We start from the raw sequence: 16,352 nt of genomic DNA on the forward strand, positions 1-16,352 counted from the left end.
CTGCTTCCGCTTCAACCGGCGTTTCTCAATGGTTGCGATGACGGAACGGATCGCCAATGCAGTCTGCTGCTGCACGCCTTGCACGGAGCGCGATCTCAGGCTTGCGGAGGCTTATGGGTAATCACGTTTTTTTATGGTGATCAGAGCTGGCAAATCTCGTAAATTTCGAGGTACCCATAAACGAATCCGGCTCTGGCATGGTCTTGTTTGGCGAAACAGCCTGCCAAAGATTGTGGATACGAATCCTGCTTTGCATGTTCGTGGAACCAGGCACCTCTCGCTCGCTCCAAGGGGCCGGCAACGCTTTATCCCTTGGGTGTTGTGGCGGATGCATCGGAAGAGGATTGCCAGCACCGTTGAGGATTCAGCCCAATCGCAAGCTGCTTCCGTCTGCCGGATTAGCCGCCACATATTCTCCAGTGGTGCTACAGGCAGCGCGCTATATAGGCGGCCCACAAACCAGCTCACTCTGCCACCCTGACCTCCATGCCTCAGTTCGCGGTGTTCCTCTCCGAGGGTACCGGCCTCGGCATCGAGATGGTGCAGGCAATGGACCCTGCCCATGCACAGGAAATCGCGTGCGCCCAGCACCCTTCTGAAAGCCTCTCAGCGGTGACTGCAGAGCTGCTCCATCGCCATCAATCTGCCACGAGCTGCTGCGGGCGTGGCTCGGGGGAAGGAGTGAGCAAGTACCTCGATAGCGAAGAGCTCATCAGAGGGGCCAATGCTGATGCAACGCTGCTAGGTGGCGACCTCAGAGCCTCACTGGGACAACCCAATTCGCGAGATATAAAGGTGGTGGCACCAGGGAATATCCTTTGAAGTCAGCAAGATCGTCTATCACTGCGGCAAAACCACAGCCCTGAGTTTCCAGTCAGCAAAGCCAGAGCGTGCAAACACTAGCTTTGTCTTGTCACCGTTTTCTCCTGTTGCCGTAACTCCAAATTTATCCAAGCCTTCATAGCCAAAAGATGTTTTCTTGAGAGCTTCGTTTAAGTCCTTTGCACGCTGAGCAAGATTTTGAGAAGTTTCATCCTGAGAAGCCTGCTCACCTGAAGATAAGGCCATTACAGTCTTCATTCCAGATGGCGTCGCATAGGAGTCGACCATTGCGTTAACCATGGGGCCAACAATGGCCGCAGCGAAACCGGAGAATGGGTTTGAACTCATTTCTGGGTCGCTCTGCATATTCTTAATTGCAGCAGCCATCAGCTGCCCCTTCAGGTCTTCACGAAGGGCTGGATAGTCAATGTATTGATTGACCTTGTCCGCATCTTTGTTCTTAAAGCTGTTCTTGAGACCGTTTAAAGCTAGAAAAGGGCTGGCAAGGTAGTAGCCAGCTGCCAATGCCGCAGCCAGCGAGAATCCGCCAACAACCAATCGCTTATTTAACACTGTATCCTCTGGCAGCTCACCTAATTTAACTCGAGGGAGACAATTGTGCTTCCTCCAAAACTCCCGAGAATGCTTCAGGTGCAGGTGACTACGAGTCTTGAGCAGGGGTGGTGCCCCAGGCAGCGGACGGCCTGAATCGACGAAGTACATCGGGCATGCGCTCCAACACTTGGGATCCAGGTGGAAACGTATGGCGTTGACGGTCTTGGGGTCCTGGATCCACGCCTGGCCACTCATCCAACGTGGCGCTAGTTCTGAGGTACTGGCACCGGCTGTGTCTCTACGGAGCAGGCTTGTTGGGCAGGCCTCCATTGCAGAAGTTGGCCGCAATGGCCGTACGGTCGCCGCCTTTGACGCGAGGACTGGTGCGCTCCAGCCACGCCAACCCAGCTTCAAAGCACTGATTCCAGCGGGAGGACTGGCCAGCAATTGGGCCAAGCGATAAGGCAATCGAGACTGTGCTCGCTGTGGCGACTAAGGCCAACAGCGGGAACAGGTGAGCATTGATCATTTCTCGAACGCTGAGCTTCCGTCCATCGTGTTCAGCCATGAGAAGCCCAGGTTGGGGAGCCTGCCTATTGTGAGCGCTCCTTTCTGTCACTCGCCGTCACTCGCTTTAAGGCGCCAAGAGAGTGAAACCCGTGGTATGGCTGAGGTTGGGATTGCTGCAGCCGGGACTCCTGTCAGGCGACATCGAAAACTGAGCCAGAGGCGACACGAAAACTGAGCCACCTGGCAGACGATCCATCGAGCAACCCACCTCGGGTTGTCCTTGTTCCGCTCGCGCCGGAGGGGGCTGTGGCTGGGCAGCCAATCGCCTGTGGGTTTCTACGGTGCTGAGATGGCCCCAGACCTCAAGCACCCCGCCACTGGCGATCTGATCGTGTTTGCCGATGGTGAGCAGCTTTGGCGGATTGACTGGCCTGGTCCGCCGGTCCTGGTCGTCACCAAGAGCGGACCAGACGGCAACGCCCTCTACCGGCTGGCTGATCCCAAATGCAAAACCTGGAACAAGGTGGGGGATATGAAGCTGCTTCCCTGGCCAGAAGCCGGCAGCTGAACAAGCCCAACCCAAGCCACCTCACCAGGAGTAGAACGGCTGTACTGCTGCCGCTCCTGGTTTGATGTTGGCCGACCTGCCTATTGGCGAGCCTGTGCCCTTCTGCCCGGGCTCGTTGGGTGAGGGCTTGGATCTCCAAGCAGCCTTGATTCCCAACCCGGTCTGCACCTTCTACATGCGGGCCAGCGGCAATGGCATGCGCCAGCACGGAATCAACGACGGCGACCTGATGGTGATCGACCGCAGTGTTGAACCCTGCTCCGGTCATGTCGTCGTCGTTGCCCACCAGGGCAGCTTCTTGATGCGGCCGCTGCTGCGGGAGGGAGAGCAGTGGTTACTTGAACCGGTGCGGCCAGGAGAAGCAGCAATTCTTTTGGACCTGGAGGTCTTTGATCGCTCAGGGCTATTTGGCGTGGTGGTGCATGCGGTGCATCACCTCAACAAGCCGCGCTTACGCAAGATCTGATCGCTCCTGCCTTGTACTGACCTGTGCAGAGGACTTGCCCTAGCTGGATCAGCTTCCGGTGGGGCTTACTCCGGGTCCTCTCCATTGTGCTTCCTTCCTGCGTCAGTACGCCTCTGGGATCGGTCCCATCGCTGCGCCACACCTGGCGCCGAATCCCATGGCCACCTGTCCCGCCCAGTCCAAGTTCTGCCGGCCAGAGGAAGATCCCTTCCTGCTGCTTGATCGCGCTTCGCGCTCTATCGAGCAGCTGCTGCGCCGTGATCTGCCGCTGCGCCGCACCTGGAGCGAGCAGCCCTATGGAGAAGAGGAAATCACCCTCCTAGAAGAGGAAGTGCTGCCTGCCATCGCTCAGTGCCTGGCACGTATCGATGCCATCGATTCAGCCCTTAGCGCCGCTGGAGAAGAGCTCTATCGCCAAGAGGTATTGGCAGCAGCTCAGAAGCGCCGGGTTCTGCTCCCTGGGGAGGTGGCGCTTATCTGAGCTGGCAATCCAAGGGCCAGTTTCTGCTGGCTGACGCCGATCAATTCAAACCACCGAAATTCGGTTGTTTGAACCAGAGCCATGCCAACGCCAGTTTTTGAGAGGGCCTCTGGCCCCCCCAGCTGGGCACTTATGCATGGCTGACACCGGGTGCCTGAAATGCAGGTGCTTTGTCTTGCCAGTCAGCAGGACCGCATCCCTTGAGGCCTTCTCAGCGCCCCACTGCGTAAAAGCAGCACTCCGCCCCGCTTGCTTTGGTTGATCCCGGCCGTAGCAGCCGGCAAGCGGAAAGAACTAGCACCGTTGGGGTTGGGCACTGCTGGTAATTCGTCGAGCACCCCTTGCAGGTTGCCCTCACTTGCTCACAGCAGGAAAGGGCTACGCAAGTGGCTACGCCACCCTTGCCTACTGCTGCGCCGTGGGGCGTCACCTGGGGGTTCCTCGCCAAAATTTCCATGGCAGCTCCACAAGGCCCCGTCTGCAATATCCGCATGCTGATCGTCCACCGCTATGCGCCCGGTATCAAAAAGAGCGGCGCTGTGCCCTGCACCGTTGAGCACTTCGGGAGGCGCGGTACGCCGGTCAAGAAGATGCGGCTAATCCCTGCGGAAAAAGCATTTGCCTTTGCACGCAGATTCCAAGGCCTCCCCGGCGTCACCGTCTCAGTCTGCTAATCCCCCCTGGGGGGCCATCGGCCCCCTTTTATTGGGGTGCTGGCTTGGTGGGCAGGGCTAGGGAGCCGGGGAGCAAAAGAGAGGAGAAAGCAGACCAGCGCAGCGGCCTTTCTTGCTCCACCCACTCCCGCCTGGTCGGGGTTCCGCGGCGTCTGCGGCCGCTAAAAAAACCGTGCATGCCGGGCACCGACCGGTGGGACAACAGCGCACCATGGGATTCCACCGCTCCCGCCTGCTCGGGTTCCATTGCCCCTTCTGCCCGTTTGTCAGCTGGAAGTAGAGCAGCGGCCTGCCTGCTCCAGCCGCTCGCTCCCGCTCGGGCATTCCGCATAGGCCCGTGCCCGCGGGGAAACCTGGCAGCTGCAAAGTCCTGAACGACAACTACGACAACTACAGCCTCTCCCGCCTGGTCGGTCTTCCGTTTGCCTACCCGTCTCCGTCGATTCAGCACCTCAGCTGGGTGGAGGGGGCCCATCGGCTCTGCAAAACCGCTCTCCAGTTTTCCCCGCTTCTCGGGGTGTCAGGTGCGCGTTCTTTGCATCACAGCGATGTTCCCGCTCTCCACCACCATGCAGTCCCTCATTGATGCTTGGGAAGAAGCACAAGCTTCCGGTCAATGGCAGGAGCCACAGCCCGAGCCCGCCTATCCAGCAGCCTGGTGGCTAATCCAGCTGGAAGAAGAGCCCCAAGAGCTCGAGCCTCCCCTGCGCTGGTCCGTCTAATGCCGGCCTGCCGGTGGCCCAGTAGGCCATCGGTTAATCCATTGGCATCAAACAAAAAAACCCCAGGCAATACCTAGGGGTCAGAAAATAAAAAGCCTGCAGAAGCTCAGAAGCAGAAGGGCAGGAACTGGGTACGGCAGGCGGCATAGCCATCAACCAAGGCGCCTAGGCCTATTTGATGGGCGATGCCAAAGCCGGTGAGGCCTTCCACCACGATGCCGGTGACGATGCCAACCATGGCGGCGCGGCCGTTAAACAGTTCCACTTGCTTGAGCTGCTCCATGAGGGTCAGCTGTTCCGCGCTGTTATCAAGCGCTGGGTCGTTAGAAGGAGTGTTGGTCATGGCTTTTGGTGGCGAAACAACTGCTGCGCTGTACAAACAAGAGCTAAAAGCTCAATCGGCAAGGTCCGGCTGGTTGAGAGCACCAACAATCCAGGCACCGATAAGAAGGATTGTGATTGCGGAAATCATTCAACCCTCTTGGCTAGGTCTGTAGGCCGGCTCAGCACGTAGATCGTCATTGCCGAGAGCACGGCGGTGATCAGTGCAACGACCGAAATTGCAGCGGTGTAATCGGTTTCCATGGCGCTCAACCCAGACCGATCTGGGAAAGGATGCCCTGGCCGGTGAGCAGCTCGGTACCAAGACCGATCACGAAACCAAGCATTGCCAGACGGCCATTCCAGGTTTCGGCGAAAGCGACAAACCCGAAGCGAGAAGCGGACTCAGTCATGATTGTGACGAAGTGTTAAAGCCAATGTAACAGGTTGTGAACATGCGATGCAAGGGGTGCCCCGCTCTCGCCTGCTCGGCTGCCAGCGCCGCTTTCTGTCTGCTCCCACTGACAGGAGCAGCAGCCGCCAGCCGTCACCAGCAGGGTTGATGCAGAGCGCTTTGCCGCAGTCATTGGCGCCCGCTTTGATCTCCATGACAATTGATCATTCAGACCGCAGGCATCTCGCGCTAGCAGCAGAGCTGGTTTGCGGTGAGCAGCAGTCCATGCAGCAGGACCTTGACTACCGGCTTTTGGAATCCACCTACCGTCAATCAGCTGAATACGCAGCGATGGTTCAGCGCTATCCGCTGCTGCGTAGCTGGATCAGCGCTTGCGAGTCTTCTGAGCTGGTGGGCCATCCACCATCGGTGGGCGATGAGCAACATGCGGCATAAGTTCGCCGAGCCGCTACAGCACCAGCGACCCCAAGGCTTGAGAACTGGAGTTGTTTGATTTCTGCCGGTGATCAAGGCGAAAGGAGGACCGCCACCGGAGGTGCTGCCCCCGTCTCAGAAAGGGACTAGCAGTTACCCCTCGGCTGAATCCTGAGCTGCCAGAGGATCTGGCAGGCCTTGGGTGATCGCCAAAGCTCGTTTGTAGATCGCACTTGAGGTTGCACCGGCAGCCTCCATGGCAATGCGCATGTTCTGCCAGTAATGCAGTGTGTTGTCTTGCGTCATAGGAGCTGCTGCGGTGTCGGCAGACAGTCAGGCGCAAGCGGCCGCTACACCGCGGCGCCGGCCCAGCGGTTCGATCCATTCGTTGAGCACAAGCTTGTGCTGGACAAGGCGACTCGGCAGGCGGCATCCAAGGTTGATCTGCCCCTCGTCTACCAAGCGCCCCAACCGAAGCGCTAATGCTTCCTCGTGGCGTGCAAAGGCACCTTGGTGGGAGGCAACCCAGGAGATTTCATGCTCCGTGATCACACCGCTAGAGATCGACTCCAGAAAGACTTCCCCGACTGTCATGAGAGCCATGTAACGACTTCGTTACATGCTGTCGCGCCCAGCCTCGCTGCGTGGCTCCCGGGGCTCGGGGACTGGCTAGGGCAGTGGGCTGGCTAGAGCACGCCTGTCCTTGAGAAGCGTTAGGGCTCAGTAATTGGAGGCTTTATCCGCTCCTTGAACTTCCCCTGCGTTGTGGTGCTCCAGCCAGGCGTTTTGCAAGTCAGATCTGGTGAGCCGGTAGCCCAGCTGGCGAGCAGTGCGTAGCAGCTCCTGGCGGCTATGGCACTGGCGCAGGACCTGCTGGAGTGTCGGGCTGCATTCTGCATCAGCCACCAACCGCACCAGATCGGACCAGCTCATCCACTCAAAGCAGAGATGGGATCAAGCTCGCGTGAACTGGTGCCTGCTGCCAGGTTCCCTGAGGCACATTGCGGCGCATTGATGCCTTGGCGGAGCGTTGCGATCGCAGGAGCGATCTGCTGAGAGCACCTACTGGTAAGGCAAATAAAGGGTCAGCCAGCCAGTAGCAAGGCCTCAGGTCGCAGCCTTGAGGGCAGCCACCTCTGCCTTGAGGGCAAGCAGCTCATCAAGCACGGCGGTCATTCGGCTGTCGACATAGCTCTTATTAGCCTGGTCACTGGCCGCAACTGGCGCGCCTGCCGCTGCAGGACAAGAGCCAAAGGTCACCTGGCCGCTGCTGTTCTCAATTCGCCAGGCCGATCTAGAAGACGGCAGCTGGCAGCGAAAGAAGGACCCGTCGTAGTACAGGTAAACGTCCCGGCCATTAAAGGTTGAAACACCGCCGCTATTGGCCCAGCGCAGCGGGCCGTTCATCACATCACCAGCCTTATTGACGTAGGTGGTGGCCATCGCAGCGCTCAGCACGCCGTCGTCGGTGATGCTCAACCCAGCACCCACCTTGATGCCGCCCAGCACCTTTGCCGTCGCTACGGGCAGGACGTAAAGGGAGGAGGGCACAAACACCTTGGCGTCAGTGCCCAACCTGGCGCTGTTGCCGGCATCAGCCGACACAGCGCTCGGGCCAGCCGGGCCCTGCAGGTTGGCAGCAAGCGACCAGGCCAACGCTCAGCTCAGCGTGTACACATCGCCCGTGGCGTTATCTAAATAAAGATCACCGGGTATCGAACCAGGGATGTCAGCTGCAGGAGCGCCGCTGCCGTTGAACCAGCCCGTACCGCGCGTGCCCTGAACGCCGGCTGGTCCTTCCACGCCTTGAGCGCCAGCAGGGCCTATTTCTCCTTGAACACCAGCAACGCCTGCAGGACCCTCAATTCCCTGTGGTCCCTGGATCGAGCCACCATTCACCCAGGTGCTGCTGGCCGCATCCCATACCTGAAAGGAGTCATCGGCCTGCACGATGTAGGCATCGCCCTGGGCTGCACCAGCTGGCAGCTCCGTTTCTGTCGCCACCTGGCCCTTGAAGGTGATGCCCAGGCCCGCAGCACCCTGGATGCCCTGCTGACCTTGAACACCATCAGGACCAATCGGACCCTGGATACCAGCTTCTCCTTGTGGTCCCTGGACGCCTTGGGCACCATCAGCGCCAGCAAGGCCCTGCACCCCTTGGGCGCCCTGAATGCCTTGCTCACCCTGCGGTCCTTTAAGAGAGCCACCTGCTACCCAAGCCATGGTCAAGCGGGCCAGTAGCCCGGTGTGTCAACAGCAGCTATTGCCGTATCGCACCGCTAGCCGCAGCTGCAGCCGCGTTCAGCAAGCTGACTGGACTAGAGCGACCCGTAGGGAATCTTGCGCATGGCGCGTACCGGTGAAATAAATATCTTGGGCATCCAAGAAAACAAGCCGCTATCGGTGCTCAACACATAGCAATCACGCGTATCCCTCTCTGATGATGTCCAGTGAATAATTGGTATAAATGCTTCCGCCCCGCCCCACTGAAAGGCAGGGTTTAAGCACTGAGCTGGCACGTATGGGGGGAATAGGTAGTCACGCCTTGGCACTGCATATGGGTTGATCCCATCTCCATAGGCTGGATCAGCCACGTTTGGCGTTGCTGTTGGCTTGAGATGGAAGTAGGCAATCTCCAGCTCATAGTGCGCTGGCATGTACCAGTCGTCGTAGCCGTTGATATTTAATGCCGCGCACCACTGGGCAGCAGGGTGAACACCATTTTGGATCATCCACTCGGTGTTCGCCCAGCCGTCATGCCTGCTGCCGCAACCACCGCTTGGCCCGTAGTCCCTATAGGTGGGGTTGTATGCCTGCGGGTAAACCTCGGGCATGCCGGTATTAGAGCCGCCAGTAGCGCCCGCATCACGCGGCGCCACGATTAGGTAATGGGTGGGGTTGCCATCTGCCGTATGGCTAATCAACCCAGCAAAGTAGCCGCCGCCGATCGGTGCGCCCACCTCTGGAATAACAGGAGCAAGCGGCTCAATGCCAAGCGGCACCCAGGTCCCCTGATTTGCCATATAGGCATGGGGAACACCAGCAAGCACCTGGAAATCACTAGTAGCTGCAGGGCCTTGCGGCCCCGCTGCACCAGTAGGGCCGATGACGCCTTGCGCTCCTGCTGCACCAGGATTTCCTGCAGGGCCTTGCGGTCCCTGGGGCCCTTTAGCGCCTTGGCTGCCTTGCGCCCCGGGCGCGCCTTGAGGGCCCTGAGGGCCTTGAGGGCCAAGGGGCCCTTGAACTCCTTGCGGGCCTTGAGGACCGGCAGCACCAGGCTCGCCTACTGCCCCTGCCACGCCAGGTGGTCCAGCAGGGCCTGGTGCTCCTACCTCTCCTTGTGCACCAGCATCACCAGCCGGCCCGGCAAGGTTGAGCGCCTCTAGCCAGCTCATTGGCCCGCGCCAGAAGATGTGCCGTCTTGGTTTATGGCTGAATCAAGGGAACGCGCCTCAAGGTTTGGATCCAGTTCAGCCATTGCAATAGCGGGCGCAGAAGCCACTGCCAAAACAGCAAGGTTTCCCCAGCGTCCTTCTGCAGCTAAGTAGTACTGCGGCACACCTGTATCAACGCGGAACTCGGTATTACAGGCAGCGCCAGCTGGCCCAGCTTCTCCAGTGGGGCCAGGCTCACCAGGAGGTCCAGCTGCCCCAGGGGGTCCATCAAGGCCAGCAGGGCCAGGCTCTCCTGGTGGACCATCTATGCCAGTAGGACCCACATCACCAGCTAGGCCGGCCTCTCCAGCCGGGCCACTTTCACCAGCCGGGCCAGCTAGGCCAGCAGGACCCTGCGGACCTGCAGGGCCCACTTCACCTGCAGGACCAATATCTCCAGCCGGACCAGCAGCACCTGGTTCTCCGCTTGCTCCAGCAGCACCTGCAGCTCCAGCAGGACCAACAAGGTTCAAACTCTGGTTCCAGGGCATCAATCAGCTGCAACGTTGCCGCGCGCACCCCTTGGTGCGAATTTGCGGTGCGCACCTCACGGTGCGACCTGCTCGCTATTGCCGATCAACCCTCCAGCACATAAAAGTTGCCGCTGAGGCTGTCCAGGTAGTAGTCACCTGGATTAGCACCACTGAGCGTCAGCGGCGGTGGTCCCGCACCGTTAAACCAAACCGTTCCACCACTGCCGCCTAGCGGCATGGCCCAGGTGCCATCAGAGCAAAGGAATAGGGAGCTAGATCCATCGCTGGCTGGCACACCACCAGCACTGCTGCCGCCCCTCCATGGCGTCAGACTCCACTGCTGGGTTGTACTGCCGTCGTAAGCAGCGCCACTTAGGCCAGCACCAGGAATCAAGGGCAGCACCGTGCCCGGGCCAGGATTTGGACCAGGACCTGGAGCCGGTGCTGGTGGTTCCGGTGACCAGATCGGGCAGCCCGCCAGGCTCACCAGCAGCGTTGCCGTAACACCGCTGCCGGTGAGCTCTGTTGTGATCGTGTAGTCCCTGCGGCTGGTGTAGCCGTGCTGGAGCCGGCCATTCCCATCGCCGCCAACTGGCCAGGGCAGGGTCTCGGCAGTGCCGTCGCCCCAGTTCACCGTCACCGCATTGGGTGGCATCAGGCGTGGGTTGAGCAGTAGTTCGATCGGAATCAGCCCGCCCGACTCCGGGCCAGCGGGCTGCCAGCTCAGCTCCAATTCCGCAGCTGGGATCGGCGCACGCCCAAACCCCAGCTGCTCCCAGCGCTGCACCTCATTGGGCGGCACCCACTTCGCCTCACCAGGACAGCCAGCAGGTGGCAGCAGGCGGATCAGCTGCGCGCTGATGCCACCACTGCTGATCGCAACGCTGGTGCGCATGGCAATGGTCATTAGATGGCAGGGAGCCGAGGGATGCGCTCCCAGATCAACAGCTATTGCCGATGCGCGCGCAGCTGGACGCATTGCTCGAGCAACGAAGGCAGCTCCACCTGCACCACATCCCAGACGATCTCCAGATCAATTCCGAGGTAGCCATGGATCAGCTGATTGCGCATGGCCACTATCTGCCTCCATGCGATTGACGGGTAGGCGTCACGTACGTCCTGCGGAATACGTGTCGCCGCTTCTCCTATTAATTCGATATTGCGCAATACGGCATCTTGAACAAGGAGATTGGCATCGAAATCGTCTTGGCTGAGCTCTGTGCAATAGCTGATTGCACGGCGAGCGAACTCTTCCATGTCATTGAGATAGAGCTGCCAGTCCCGCTGGCTGCGCCGCTCAGATGGTGATGGCATCGGCTTCCACCATCGGTCGCAGCTCTTGGCGTAGGGCCTTTTCGCTCACCAGGTCAACTGGGCTGCCAAGCAAATCCTCCAGAAAAAATTGCAAGCCAAAGAAGTGCCTGGCGCTGGCAGGGTTTTCAAACTCCACCAGCACATCCACATCGCTTTCAGGCTGAGCTGAGCCCCGTGCCCAAGATCCAAATAAACGCAGACGGCGCACACCAAAACGCTCCTGCATCTGGGGGCTGTGCTCGCGGATGCGTTTAATCAACTCTTGCGTGCTGGCGGTCATGGCAAAAGCCAGGCAGCAGAACCATCACTTAACTGTAAGCAGCCAGCCTGCACAACAGTTGATGGCTGAAGGCAGCTGAGCGCGACCGTCTGATGAAAAACCCAGCGCGCACCAAGCGGCGCTGATTCGCATGGCGCCCCTAATGGGACCTAAGGGTGTGACGGGCCATCCAGCAACTCAACCGGTAGCTGCGCCAGTGCCGTGGCCTGCTCCACCAGCTCTGTTTTGGTTTGGCTGCCATCGAGCTCGACGCCATAAACGCTGGAGCAGTGCTCAAGGATCTGCGCCTTGTTCATTGGCTGGAAGTCAGGCGCTGGCATTGGAGCAGGCACTGGCGTAGGAGCAGTCGCTGCTTCTGGCTCGGGCTCTGCTGCTGGTTCGGCTTCTGGTCCCCAGTTCGGTTCAGGCACTACTGCTGGTTCAACAGCAGGCACTGGCTGAGCTACTTGCCCTGGCTCTGGCGCGAGCGGAGCAACCAGATCGATCGCACCGGTAGTAGCTGTATCCGGTAGCTCTGCTGCAGCCTCTTGCAGCTGCCAGCCCAGGCTTTGCCAGCCGCCTAGGTGCACCGGCCAGATGTAGCGGTGCTCTGATCCAGCACTGATCCGCACCATCCCCTCAGGAATGGCTGGATCACTTAGGTCATGGCGCACAGGAGTCACCATCAAGCAGGAATAGTGGCCGTAAGTCCCACATGCATCCCCTCAGGGGTCTCGGGGCTTACCTCCGCTTTGGCAAAGCAAACCGCCGGCAGGTCTACATCCGCTAAATCAGCAGCATTGAGCTGGATGTCACGTCCACTGATGAATGCCTCCACCCGCCCCCCTTCTGCTGGCAGTGCAACGGTTGCTGCAACCACCCAGCTACCGGTTGTGCCATCACGGAGCACAGGAGCAAAGGACACCTGAATTTCAACTGCAGCAGCAGAGCCTGGATTACTTGCTACTACTGAGAAGCGTGACGCCGCATCGAGCTTGGTTGTAAGCAGCACCTCTTCTCCAGAGAGAAAGGTGCGCTCCAAGTTGCGTATGGCGCTGCGGTTGGTCCAGCCCACCAGGGTGGTCTCCGCATCAAGCAAGGGATTGCCGTTCATGGCTCAATTTGCAGGGGTGATGTTGAAGAGGCGTCCAGCAGCGCGGCTTTGCAGCACGGCAAAGCCCACGTACCAATCGACGCGGGTACGGAACACCGGGGCATCAGGTACCTCGCCTAGGTCCCGCACCGAAATGCCATAGCGACCCTGGAAGGGGCCCTGCAAACCCGTGACACCCTGGTCACCAAAGGTGCAGCAGTAGATCGAGCTGGTGCCGCCCGCCTCGTCGTAACCCATCACCTCAATGCCCTGGGCATCGCGGTCAACCGTTACGAGCTCGCAGTCCTGGTAGCGGTGCACCGTCATCCCGAAGGAGTTGGTACTGGTCTGATACACCCCGCCGCCAATGGAGGCGCGGGCCAGGGCATTGAGCTGACGGCGCATCGCCTTGCTCATCACCAGCACCTTGCTGCCGCCATAGGCATTCACCGAATCAATCAACTCATCGAGGCGATCGAAATCAAGCGGTGCACCAGGAGCAGTGCTGCCACTTCCACCGCTGCTACTGCCGCCATTGCCTGCGTTGTCGATTGCCATCGCATCGCCTGGCTGCAGGCGTTTACTGAGCCCGTCAAATGCCCTGGGGTTGGCGCTGCTATCGCCATTTATCACCGTTGCCTCCAAGGTGAGCCGCATGGAGCGCACCTTCATCTCGATCTGGCTGGCACGGGCCTCAGGGCCCATCAGGTCAACGATCGAGCGATCCACATCCACGTCACCACCAAATAGGTGCACCGCTTCTGCGCGCTGGTCCACCACGCCATAGCTCTGGGTATAGCCCTCGTTGACAGCGCGAAAGCCAACAGATGGCAGCTCCTGTTCAGCGGAATAAAACAGGCCGCTGCCGGCAATATTCATGAACGGCAGCTGGGCGAGCAGTTCGCCCTCTGAAAACGTCTTGAGCACAGCTAAATGCTCAAGCCTGTTTTCGTATTTGGCTGCCTCGATCAAGGTGAGGCCCATGGCACAGGGGGCAGCGCCCCAGGGAGGTCAGGGGCTATTGCCGAGCACGCAGCTCTAACTCAAGGAGCACTGCAGAGAGGATCACTTCTCATTGCAGGGTTGGAGCAGGTCTCAGCCAATCGGATGCGACTGCGGAGCTCCGCATCGTTTTTCTCCAGCACACTGAAGTGGGAGATCGCCCTTGTCCTTCCCGGCTCACTGTGAACCCAGGTGGTGTAGTTGAAGCGTTGGCCGGCATAGAACACGCTGACCTGACTTGAACCTTCTCCTGGCTCGTTCACTGTTCTCAGGACATCTGAGCCAACAAAGTCCTCTAGGACTTCTGGTCCAAGGACCTCAGCGATCAGCAGGTGACCCAGGTCATTACCGCTTTTCTGGAAGATCACCTTTCCAGAGCAGCGATATGGCTCGCTTTCGCACGCCTCTGGCCTGTAGTCAATGGTTTCAGTTTCAGAAATACCGCTGCTGTTCAGGAACACGCTGAAGGCAAGTCTTCCACCTGCTGCTGTCCCCTGGGAGCTGAGGTCGGGATAGCCATCTGTATACTTCGGGTCCGCTTTAGGTCTGGGGAGGATGTGAGTGGCCGAACGCCAGTTCCGCACGAGCTCACTTCCACTCTCGCCAGGCAAAGCGAGCGCGGGTCTAAGCGACAGCAATAACAAGCCAACTGCAGCTGCCAAAGCCCCTCTGGATCGGATCTTCTGAAACCTGCAGGTAGGAGCCATATCGATGAGATGCGCTGTTCTGAACGTAGAGGACCTGGAGCGGCAAAAGCAGGGGAAAGGATCTGCCGCCATAACCACAACCACTCCCGCAGCCCCAGGCACCGTTCACAGCGGAAAGCTGGCAGCAGTTCGTGGATGCCTGGGAGGCAGAGCCGAGCAAATCAAGGGAATCGAGCGGTAGCGGCTAGCCGTGATCAATGCAGATCATGCGGTCCTCACCGAGGCCGCTCCCTGGCGGTAAACCTTCTCATCGACACGGCCGGCTCCTGAGGCCCCAGCCCATGCCAATACTTTGCCGGTGGCCTGGGAAAACCAGAACGACAACCCCTCCGACAGCTGTACCGACGGTTGCGATTCCAGCAGTGCCCGCCCTGAAGGGCGCGATCAAAGTCCGTCACCACCTGCAGCGGGAGCACATCTATAGTCTGGAATTATCCAGTCTCTTTTACCAAACAGCCGAATCACTATCAGCAATAAACGTCATAGGTTGACCAGGATTCCTGTTTGCAATCGGACGACCATCAATACATGCATCGCGAAAATTGGTGGTCTCCGCGAGGCTCAGTTTTAATAATTGGCGAAGATAAGAAATATCTCCCAGCTCAAGACCATGTGTTACTCGGTGACGAAGCATCCATATTCTATTGTAGGTGCGATCTAGAAGATGAGATAAGAGGTCGACGCCCTTCAGTCGCCTCCTTAATTGCTTCGAAAGAGCAGAAGCAGGCGGCCCGATAAGGGCGGTGACATGAGATCCAAAAATATCGTCCATAGGGGCTCCAAGTTTCACAAGATCATCAAACGCGTCAGTGCGCATCAATGATAAATAAACAGAGCGTTCGTCAGGACGGCTGTTGCTGATGCACTCTAAATTCCAAAAAAGCTCTCTACAGATTCGCTCGTGGGCTAGTCGCTTCAGGATGAGAAAATCTTTGCTAACCTTAAGCCTGTCGAATCCACTGTTGACCAAGCGTTGCAATAGCTGGGAAAAAACTGTGTCAATCATGAGATGCTAGGATAAAGGAGGAATGAGGCATTGACTAGTGCCAGCTATGTTTCCCCAAGAGGCAACAGAAGTATAGAGAGCAATGAGTCCATGTCAATACAGAGAGCAGAATAAACGCAGACAAATCAAGACTATTGCAAGAGGCTGGCCAGCGACAGTAAACGCATTAGGGAGTTTAAACATTAAGTAAAATCCGCGGATTCCTTTGCTGTCGGCTCACATTTAGTTAAAGCACAAAAAGCCAAAGCAAAGTCCAGACCGATTAAGGAAAATCTCAAGAAGCGTGATTACATGCAACACTTGCAACGCGGGGCCACACTGCAGAGACGCCATTCAGGCTACTAGCGGGCACCTCAAATGGAATACTTTGAGCTATTCCAGTATCAGGACTAGGACTAAATAATACCCACTTCGAAAAGAGAATTTTTTTATATTGAGAATCGGCTGCAAATTGAAGTTCAAGGGCCGGGCTCTTGCAGTCTTTTTTCGCAACTCCAAAAATGGTACCTCTGTAGGTTGACCCAATATCCCATGTGTAATTGTCATAAAAATCATATCCAACGCCAACAGAACAGTTTTCCCAGTATTCCGCTTTTCCTGGCTGATTGATTTGAGAGATTCTTTCAACCGCTATTTTAGCACCAACATCAGCTTGGCCTTTTACTTCTAACGCTTTCAAGCTAGACGCCTCAGACGAAAGAGATTTAAATCTATTAGCAATATTATCTAACTCGCAAACTAGTCGTGCATTTTTAAAGCCTGCTTGGTTTTGAACTAGCATTGCAGATAATTCCTGCACTTCAAAGCTGGCTTCCGAATCTTTATCGGTACCCTTGTCAGGTGTAATATTTTCCGACGCAGGGTTGATGCCAGACGCGAATGCAACAAAGAGAGCAGTCAAGAGAGCAACCGCGCCTAGGGGGTAAAGGGGGTAAAGTATATTTGGAATTAAGTGTCTCTCCTCATGGGGAGCATTGCTTGGCTTATTGAGGGCACCTCGAAAAATCGCAAGACCGCTTGATAGCGACCGAATTTGAATTATACTAAGGCTTCAAGATTACATGCTTTCCATGGGCCAGCGAGGTTTCTGGGACGAACAACAAAGAGTTGCAAAGC

General features: G+C 57.9%; 27 protein-coding genes. 7 read left to right on the forward strand and 20 right to left on the reverse strand.

From position 1 onward, the window contains the following. The first annotated feature begins 486 nt into the window (after nt 1-486). Complete coding sequence (locus KBY83_RS14010; protein ID WP_255020179.1) at nt 487-822, forward strand: hypothetical protein; 336 nt, start codon at nt 487-489, stop codon at nt 820-822. 18 nt (nt 823-840) lie between these two features. Here the strand turns inward: KBY83_RS14010 and KBY83_RS14015 are convergent, their stop codons facing one another. After that, complete coding sequence (locus KBY83_RS14015) at nt 841-1,707, reverse strand: DUF2939 domain-containing protein (RefSeq protein WP_315858992.1); 867 nt, start codon at nt 1,705-1,707, stop codon at nt 841-843. A 529-nt stretch (nt 1,708-2,236) separates the two neighbouring features. Here KBY83_RS14015 and KBY83_RS14020 point away from each other — a divergent pair. From KBY83_RS14020 to KBY83_RS14040, 5 genes are all read left to right on the forward strand, one after another. Continuing rightward, a complete protein-coding gene (locus KBY83_RS14020) occupies nt 2,237-2,455 on the forward strand; it encodes a hypothetical protein (RefSeq protein ID WP_255020181.1) in 219 nt (72 codons plus the stop codon). 64 nt (nt 2,456-2,519) lie between these two features. After that, nucleotides 2,520-2,921 (forward strand): LexA family transcriptional regulator, encoded by a 402-nt coding sequence (locus tag KBY83_RS14025; RefSeq protein ID WP_255020183.1) that lies wholly within the window; start codon nt 2,520-2,522, stop codon nt 2,919-2,921. Nucleotides 2,922-3,078: 157 nt separating this feature from the next. Then, nucleotides 3,079-3,402: a hypothetical protein gene (locus tag KBY83_RS14030; RefSeq protein ID WP_255020184.1), complete on the forward strand. Its 324-nt coding sequence runs from the start codon at nt 3,079-3,081 to the stop codon at nt 3,400-3,402. 401 nt (nt 3,403-3,803) lie between these two features. Then, entirely contained in the window at nt 3,804-4,076 is a 273-nt protein-coding gene (locus KBY83_RS14035; protein ID WP_255020185.1) for a hypothetical protein, read from the forward strand. Nucleotides 4,077-4,645: 569 nt separating this feature from the next. Continuing rightward, nucleotides 4,646-4,798, forward strand: a complete 153-nt coding sequence (locus KBY83_RS14040) for a hypothetical protein (protein WP_254962027.1) — start codon at nt 4,646-4,648, stop codon at nt 4,796-4,798. A 106-nt stretch (nt 4,799-4,904) separates the two neighbouring features. Here KBY83_RS14040 and KBY83_RS14045 read toward each other — a convergent pair whose 3' ends face one another. Further along, the gene (locus tag KBY83_RS14045) at nt 4,905-5,141 is read right to left on the reverse strand and encodes a chlorophyll a/b-binding protein (protein ID WP_254962026.1); all 237 of its coding nucleotides are present in this window, start codon (nt 5,139-5,141) and stop codon (nt 4,905-4,907) included. Nucleotides 5,142-5,388: 247 nt separating this feature from the next. Continuing rightward, nucleotides 5,389-5,532 (reverse strand): chlorophyll a/b-binding protein, encoded by a 144-nt coding sequence (locus KBY83_RS14050; protein WP_094560385.1) that lies wholly within the window; start codon nt 5,530-5,532, stop codon nt 5,389-5,391. Nucleotides 5,533-5,726: 194 nt separating this feature from the next. Here KBY83_RS14050 and KBY83_RS14055 point away from each other — a divergent pair, with 194 nt between their 5' ends. Then, the gene (locus KBY83_RS14055) at nt 5,727-5,969 is read left to right on the forward strand and encodes a hypothetical protein (protein WP_255020187.1); all 243 of its coding nucleotides are present in this window, start codon (nt 5,727-5,729) and stop codon (nt 5,967-5,969) included. Between the two features lie 312 nt (nt 5,970-6,281). On the opposite strand, the gene KBY83_RS14060 is transcribed toward KBY83_RS14055, so the two are convergent. The 17 genes from KBY83_RS14060 to KBY83_RS14140 all read right to left on the reverse strand — a co-directional run bounded on the left by KBY83_RS14060 (nt 6,282) and on the right by KBY83_RS14140 (nt 16,137). Next, a complete protein-coding gene (locus tag KBY83_RS14060) occupies nt 6,282-6,542 on the reverse strand; it encodes a hypothetical protein (RefSeq protein WP_254937205.1) in 261 nt (86 codons plus the stop codon). 126 nt (nt 6,543-6,668) lie between these two features. Continuing rightward, nucleotides 6,669-6,881: a Nif11-like leader peptide family natural product precursor gene (locus tag KBY83_RS14065; protein WP_255020189.1), complete on the reverse strand. Its 213-nt coding sequence runs from the start codon at nt 6,879-6,881 to the stop codon at nt 6,669-6,671. Between the two features lie 174 nt (nt 6,882-7,055). After that, on the reverse strand, nt 7,056-7,604 hold the full coding sequence (locus KBY83_RS14070) for a hypothetical protein (protein WP_255020190.1): 549 nt from the start codon (nt 7,602-7,604) through the stop codon (nt 7,056-7,058). A gap of 3 nt (nt 7,605-7,607) precedes the next feature. Next, complete coding sequence (locus KBY83_RS14075) at nt 7,608-8,171, reverse strand: hypothetical protein (protein WP_255020192.1); 564 nt, start codon at nt 8,169-8,171, stop codon at nt 7,608-7,610. A 95-nt stretch (nt 8,172-8,266) separates the two neighbouring features. After that, complete coding sequence (locus tag KBY83_RS14080; RefSeq protein WP_255020205.1) at nt 8,267-8,908, reverse strand: hypothetical protein; 642 nt, start codon at nt 8,906-8,908, stop codon at nt 8,267-8,269. Next, on the reverse strand, nt 8,869-9,222 hold the full coding sequence (locus KBY83_RS14085) for a hypothetical protein (RefSeq protein WP_255020206.1): 354 nt from the start codon (nt 9,220-9,222) through the stop codon (nt 8,869-8,871). The genes KBY83_RS14080 and KBY83_RS14085 overlap by 40 nt, the downstream gene beginning before the upstream one ends. Nucleotides 9,223-9,488: 266 nt before the next feature. Next, the gene (locus tag KBY83_RS14090; RefSeq protein ID WP_255020193.1) at nt 9,489-9,647 is read right to left on the reverse strand and encodes a hypothetical protein; all 159 of its coding nucleotides are present in this window, start codon (nt 9,645-9,647) and stop codon (nt 9,489-9,491) included. Between the two features lie 72 nt (nt 9,648-9,719). Further along, nucleotides 9,720-9,848, reverse strand: a complete 129-nt coding sequence (locus KBY83_RS14095) for a hypothetical protein (protein WP_255020194.1) — start codon at nt 9,846-9,848, stop codon at nt 9,720-9,722. A gap of 110 nt (nt 9,849-9,958) precedes the next feature. After that, the gene (locus tag KBY83_RS14100; RefSeq protein ID WP_255020195.1) at nt 9,959-10,750 is read right to left on the reverse strand and encodes a hypothetical protein; all 792 of its coding nucleotides are present in this window, start codon (nt 10,748-10,750) and stop codon (nt 9,959-9,961) included. Between the two features lie 53 nt (nt 10,751-10,803). Continuing rightward, the gene (locus KBY83_RS14105) at nt 10,804-11,169 is read right to left on the reverse strand and encodes a DUF86 domain-containing protein (protein WP_255020197.1); all 366 of its coding nucleotides are present in this window, start codon (nt 11,167-11,169) and stop codon (nt 10,804-10,806) included. Next, nucleotides 11,153-11,449, reverse strand: a complete 297-nt coding sequence (locus KBY83_RS14110; RefSeq protein ID WP_255020198.1) for a nucleotidyltransferase family protein — start codon at nt 11,447-11,449, stop codon at nt 11,153-11,155. The genes KBY83_RS14105 and KBY83_RS14110 overlap by 17 nt, the downstream gene beginning before the upstream one ends. Nucleotides 11,450-11,598: 149 nt before the next feature. Then, nucleotides 11,599-12,114 (reverse strand): hypothetical protein, encoded by a 516-nt coding sequence (locus KBY83_RS14115; protein ID WP_255020200.1) that lies wholly within the window; start codon nt 12,112-12,114, stop codon nt 11,599-11,601. Next, on the reverse strand, nt 12,114-12,542 hold the full coding sequence (locus tag KBY83_RS14120; protein WP_254993316.1) for a hypothetical protein: 429 nt from the start codon (nt 12,540-12,542) through the stop codon (nt 12,114-12,116). Before KBY83_RS14120 ends, KBY83_RS14115 begins: the two co-directional genes overlap by 1 nt. A gap of 3 nt (nt 12,543-12,545) precedes the next feature. Then, nucleotides 12,546-13,505 carry a major capsid protein gene (locus KBY83_RS14125; RefSeq protein WP_255020201.1) on the reverse strand — a complete coding sequence of 320 codons (960 nt, stop codon included), beginning with the start codon at nt 13,503-13,505 and terminating at the stop codon, nt 12,546-12,548. Nucleotides 13,506-13,564: 59 nt separating this feature from the next. Beyond that, nucleotides 13,565-13,984, reverse strand: coding sequence for a hypothetical protein (locus KBY83_RS14130; protein ID WP_255020202.1), 420 nt, complete (start codon nt 13,982-13,984; stop codon nt 13,565-13,567). Nucleotides 13,985-14,675: 691 nt separating this feature from the next. Continuing rightward, entirely contained in the window at nt 14,676-15,236 is a 561-nt protein-coding gene (locus KBY83_RS14135) for a hypothetical protein (protein ID WP_255020203.1), read from the reverse strand. A gap of 274 nt (nt 15,237-15,510) precedes the next feature. Beyond that, a complete protein-coding gene (locus KBY83_RS14140) occupies nt 15,511-16,137 on the reverse strand; it encodes a hypothetical protein (RefSeq protein WP_255020204.1) in 627 nt (208 codons plus the stop codon). Nucleotides 16,138-16,352: the final 215 nt, after the last annotated feature.

Origin of the sequence: Cyanobium sp. WKJ7-Wakatipu, from assembly GCF_024345355.1 — a bacterium.
Lineage (GTDB): Bacteria > Cyanobacteriota > Cyanobacteriia > PCC-6307 > Cyanobiaceae > Cyanobium_A > Cyanobium_A usitatum.

Excerpts from the sequence above, each read along its gene's own strand:
- KBY83_RS14135 (WP_255020203.1), bottom strand. The coding sequence starts at position 15,236 with ATGATTGACACAGTTTTTTCCCAGCTATTGCAACGCTTGGTCAACAGT.
- KBY83_RS14115 (WP_255020200.1), bottom strand. The coding sequence starts at position 12,114 with ATGGTGACTCCTGTGCGCCATGACCTAAGTGATCCAGCCATTCCTGAG.
- KBY83_RS14015 (WP_315858992.1), bottom strand. The coding sequence starts at position 1,707 with ATGGAGGCCTGCCCAACAAGCCTGCTCCGTAGAGACACAGCCGGTGCC.
- KBY83_RS14065 (WP_255020189.1), bottom strand. The coding sequence starts at position 6,881 with ATGAGCTGGTCCGATCTGGTGCGGTTGGTGGCTGATGCAGAATGCAGC.
- KBY83_RS14110 (WP_255020198.1), bottom strand. The coding sequence starts at position 11,449 with ATGACCGCCAGCACGCAAGAGTTGATTAAACGCATCCGCGAGCACAGC.
- KBY83_RS14040 (WP_254962027.1), top strand. The coding sequence starts at position 4,646 with ATGCAGTCCCTCATTGATGCTTGGGAAGAAGCACAAGCTTCCGGTCAA.
- KBY83_RS14025 (WP_255020183.1), top strand. The coding sequence starts at position 2,520 with ATGTTGGCCGACCTGCCTATTGGCGAGCCTGTGCCCTTCTGCCCGGGC.
- KBY83_RS14045 (WP_254962026.1), bottom strand. The coding sequence starts at position 5,141 with ATGACCAACACTCCTTCTAACGACCCAGCGCTTGATAACAGCGCGGAA.
- KBY83_RS14050 (WP_094560385.1), bottom strand. The coding sequence starts at position 5,532 with ATGACTGAGTCCGCTTCTCGCTTCGGGTTTGTCGCTTTCGCCGAAACC.
- KBY83_RS14010 (WP_255020179.1), top strand. The coding sequence starts at position 487 with ATGCCTCAGTTCGCGGTGTTCCTCTCCGAGGGTACCGGCCTCGGCATC.
- KBY83_RS14120 (WP_254993316.1), bottom strand. The coding sequence starts at position 12,542 with ATGAACGGCAATCCCTTGCTTGATGCGGAGACCACCCTGGTGGGCTGG.
- KBY83_RS14055 (WP_255020187.1), top strand. The coding sequence starts at position 5,727 with ATGACAATTGATCATTCAGACCGCAGGCATCTCGCGCTAGCAGCAGAG.
- KBY83_RS14075 (WP_255020192.1), bottom strand. The coding sequence starts at position 8,171 with ATGGCTTGGGTAGCAGGTGGCTCTCTTAAAGGACCGCAGGGTGAGCAA.
- KBY83_RS14020 (WP_255020181.1), top strand. The coding sequence starts at position 2,237 with ATGGCCCCAGACCTCAAGCACCCCGCCACTGGCGATCTGATCGTGTTT.
- KBY83_RS14030 (WP_255020184.1), top strand. The coding sequence starts at position 3,079 with ATGGCCACCTGTCCCGCCCAGTCCAAGTTCTGCCGGCCAGAGGAAGAT.
- KBY83_RS14105 (WP_255020197.1), bottom strand. The coding sequence starts at position 11,169 with ATGCCATCACCATCTGAGCGGCGCAGCCAGCGGGACTGGCAGCTCTAT.
- KBY83_RS14060 (WP_254937205.1), bottom strand. The coding sequence starts at position 6,542 with ATGACAGTCGGGGAAGTCTTTCTGGAGTCGATCTCTAGCGGTGTGATC.
- KBY83_RS14125 (WP_255020201.1), bottom strand. The coding sequence starts at position 13,505 with ATGGGCCTCACCTTGATCGAGGCAGCCAAATACGAAAACAGGCTTGAG.
- KBY83_RS14100 (WP_255020195.1), bottom strand. The coding sequence starts at position 10,750 with ATGCGCACCAGCGTTGCGATCAGCAGTGGTGGCATCAGCGCGCAGCTG.
- KBY83_RS14090 (WP_255020193.1), bottom strand. The coding sequence starts at position 9,647 with ATGGTCCACCAGGAGAGCCTGGCCCTGCTGGCCTTGATGGACCCCCTG.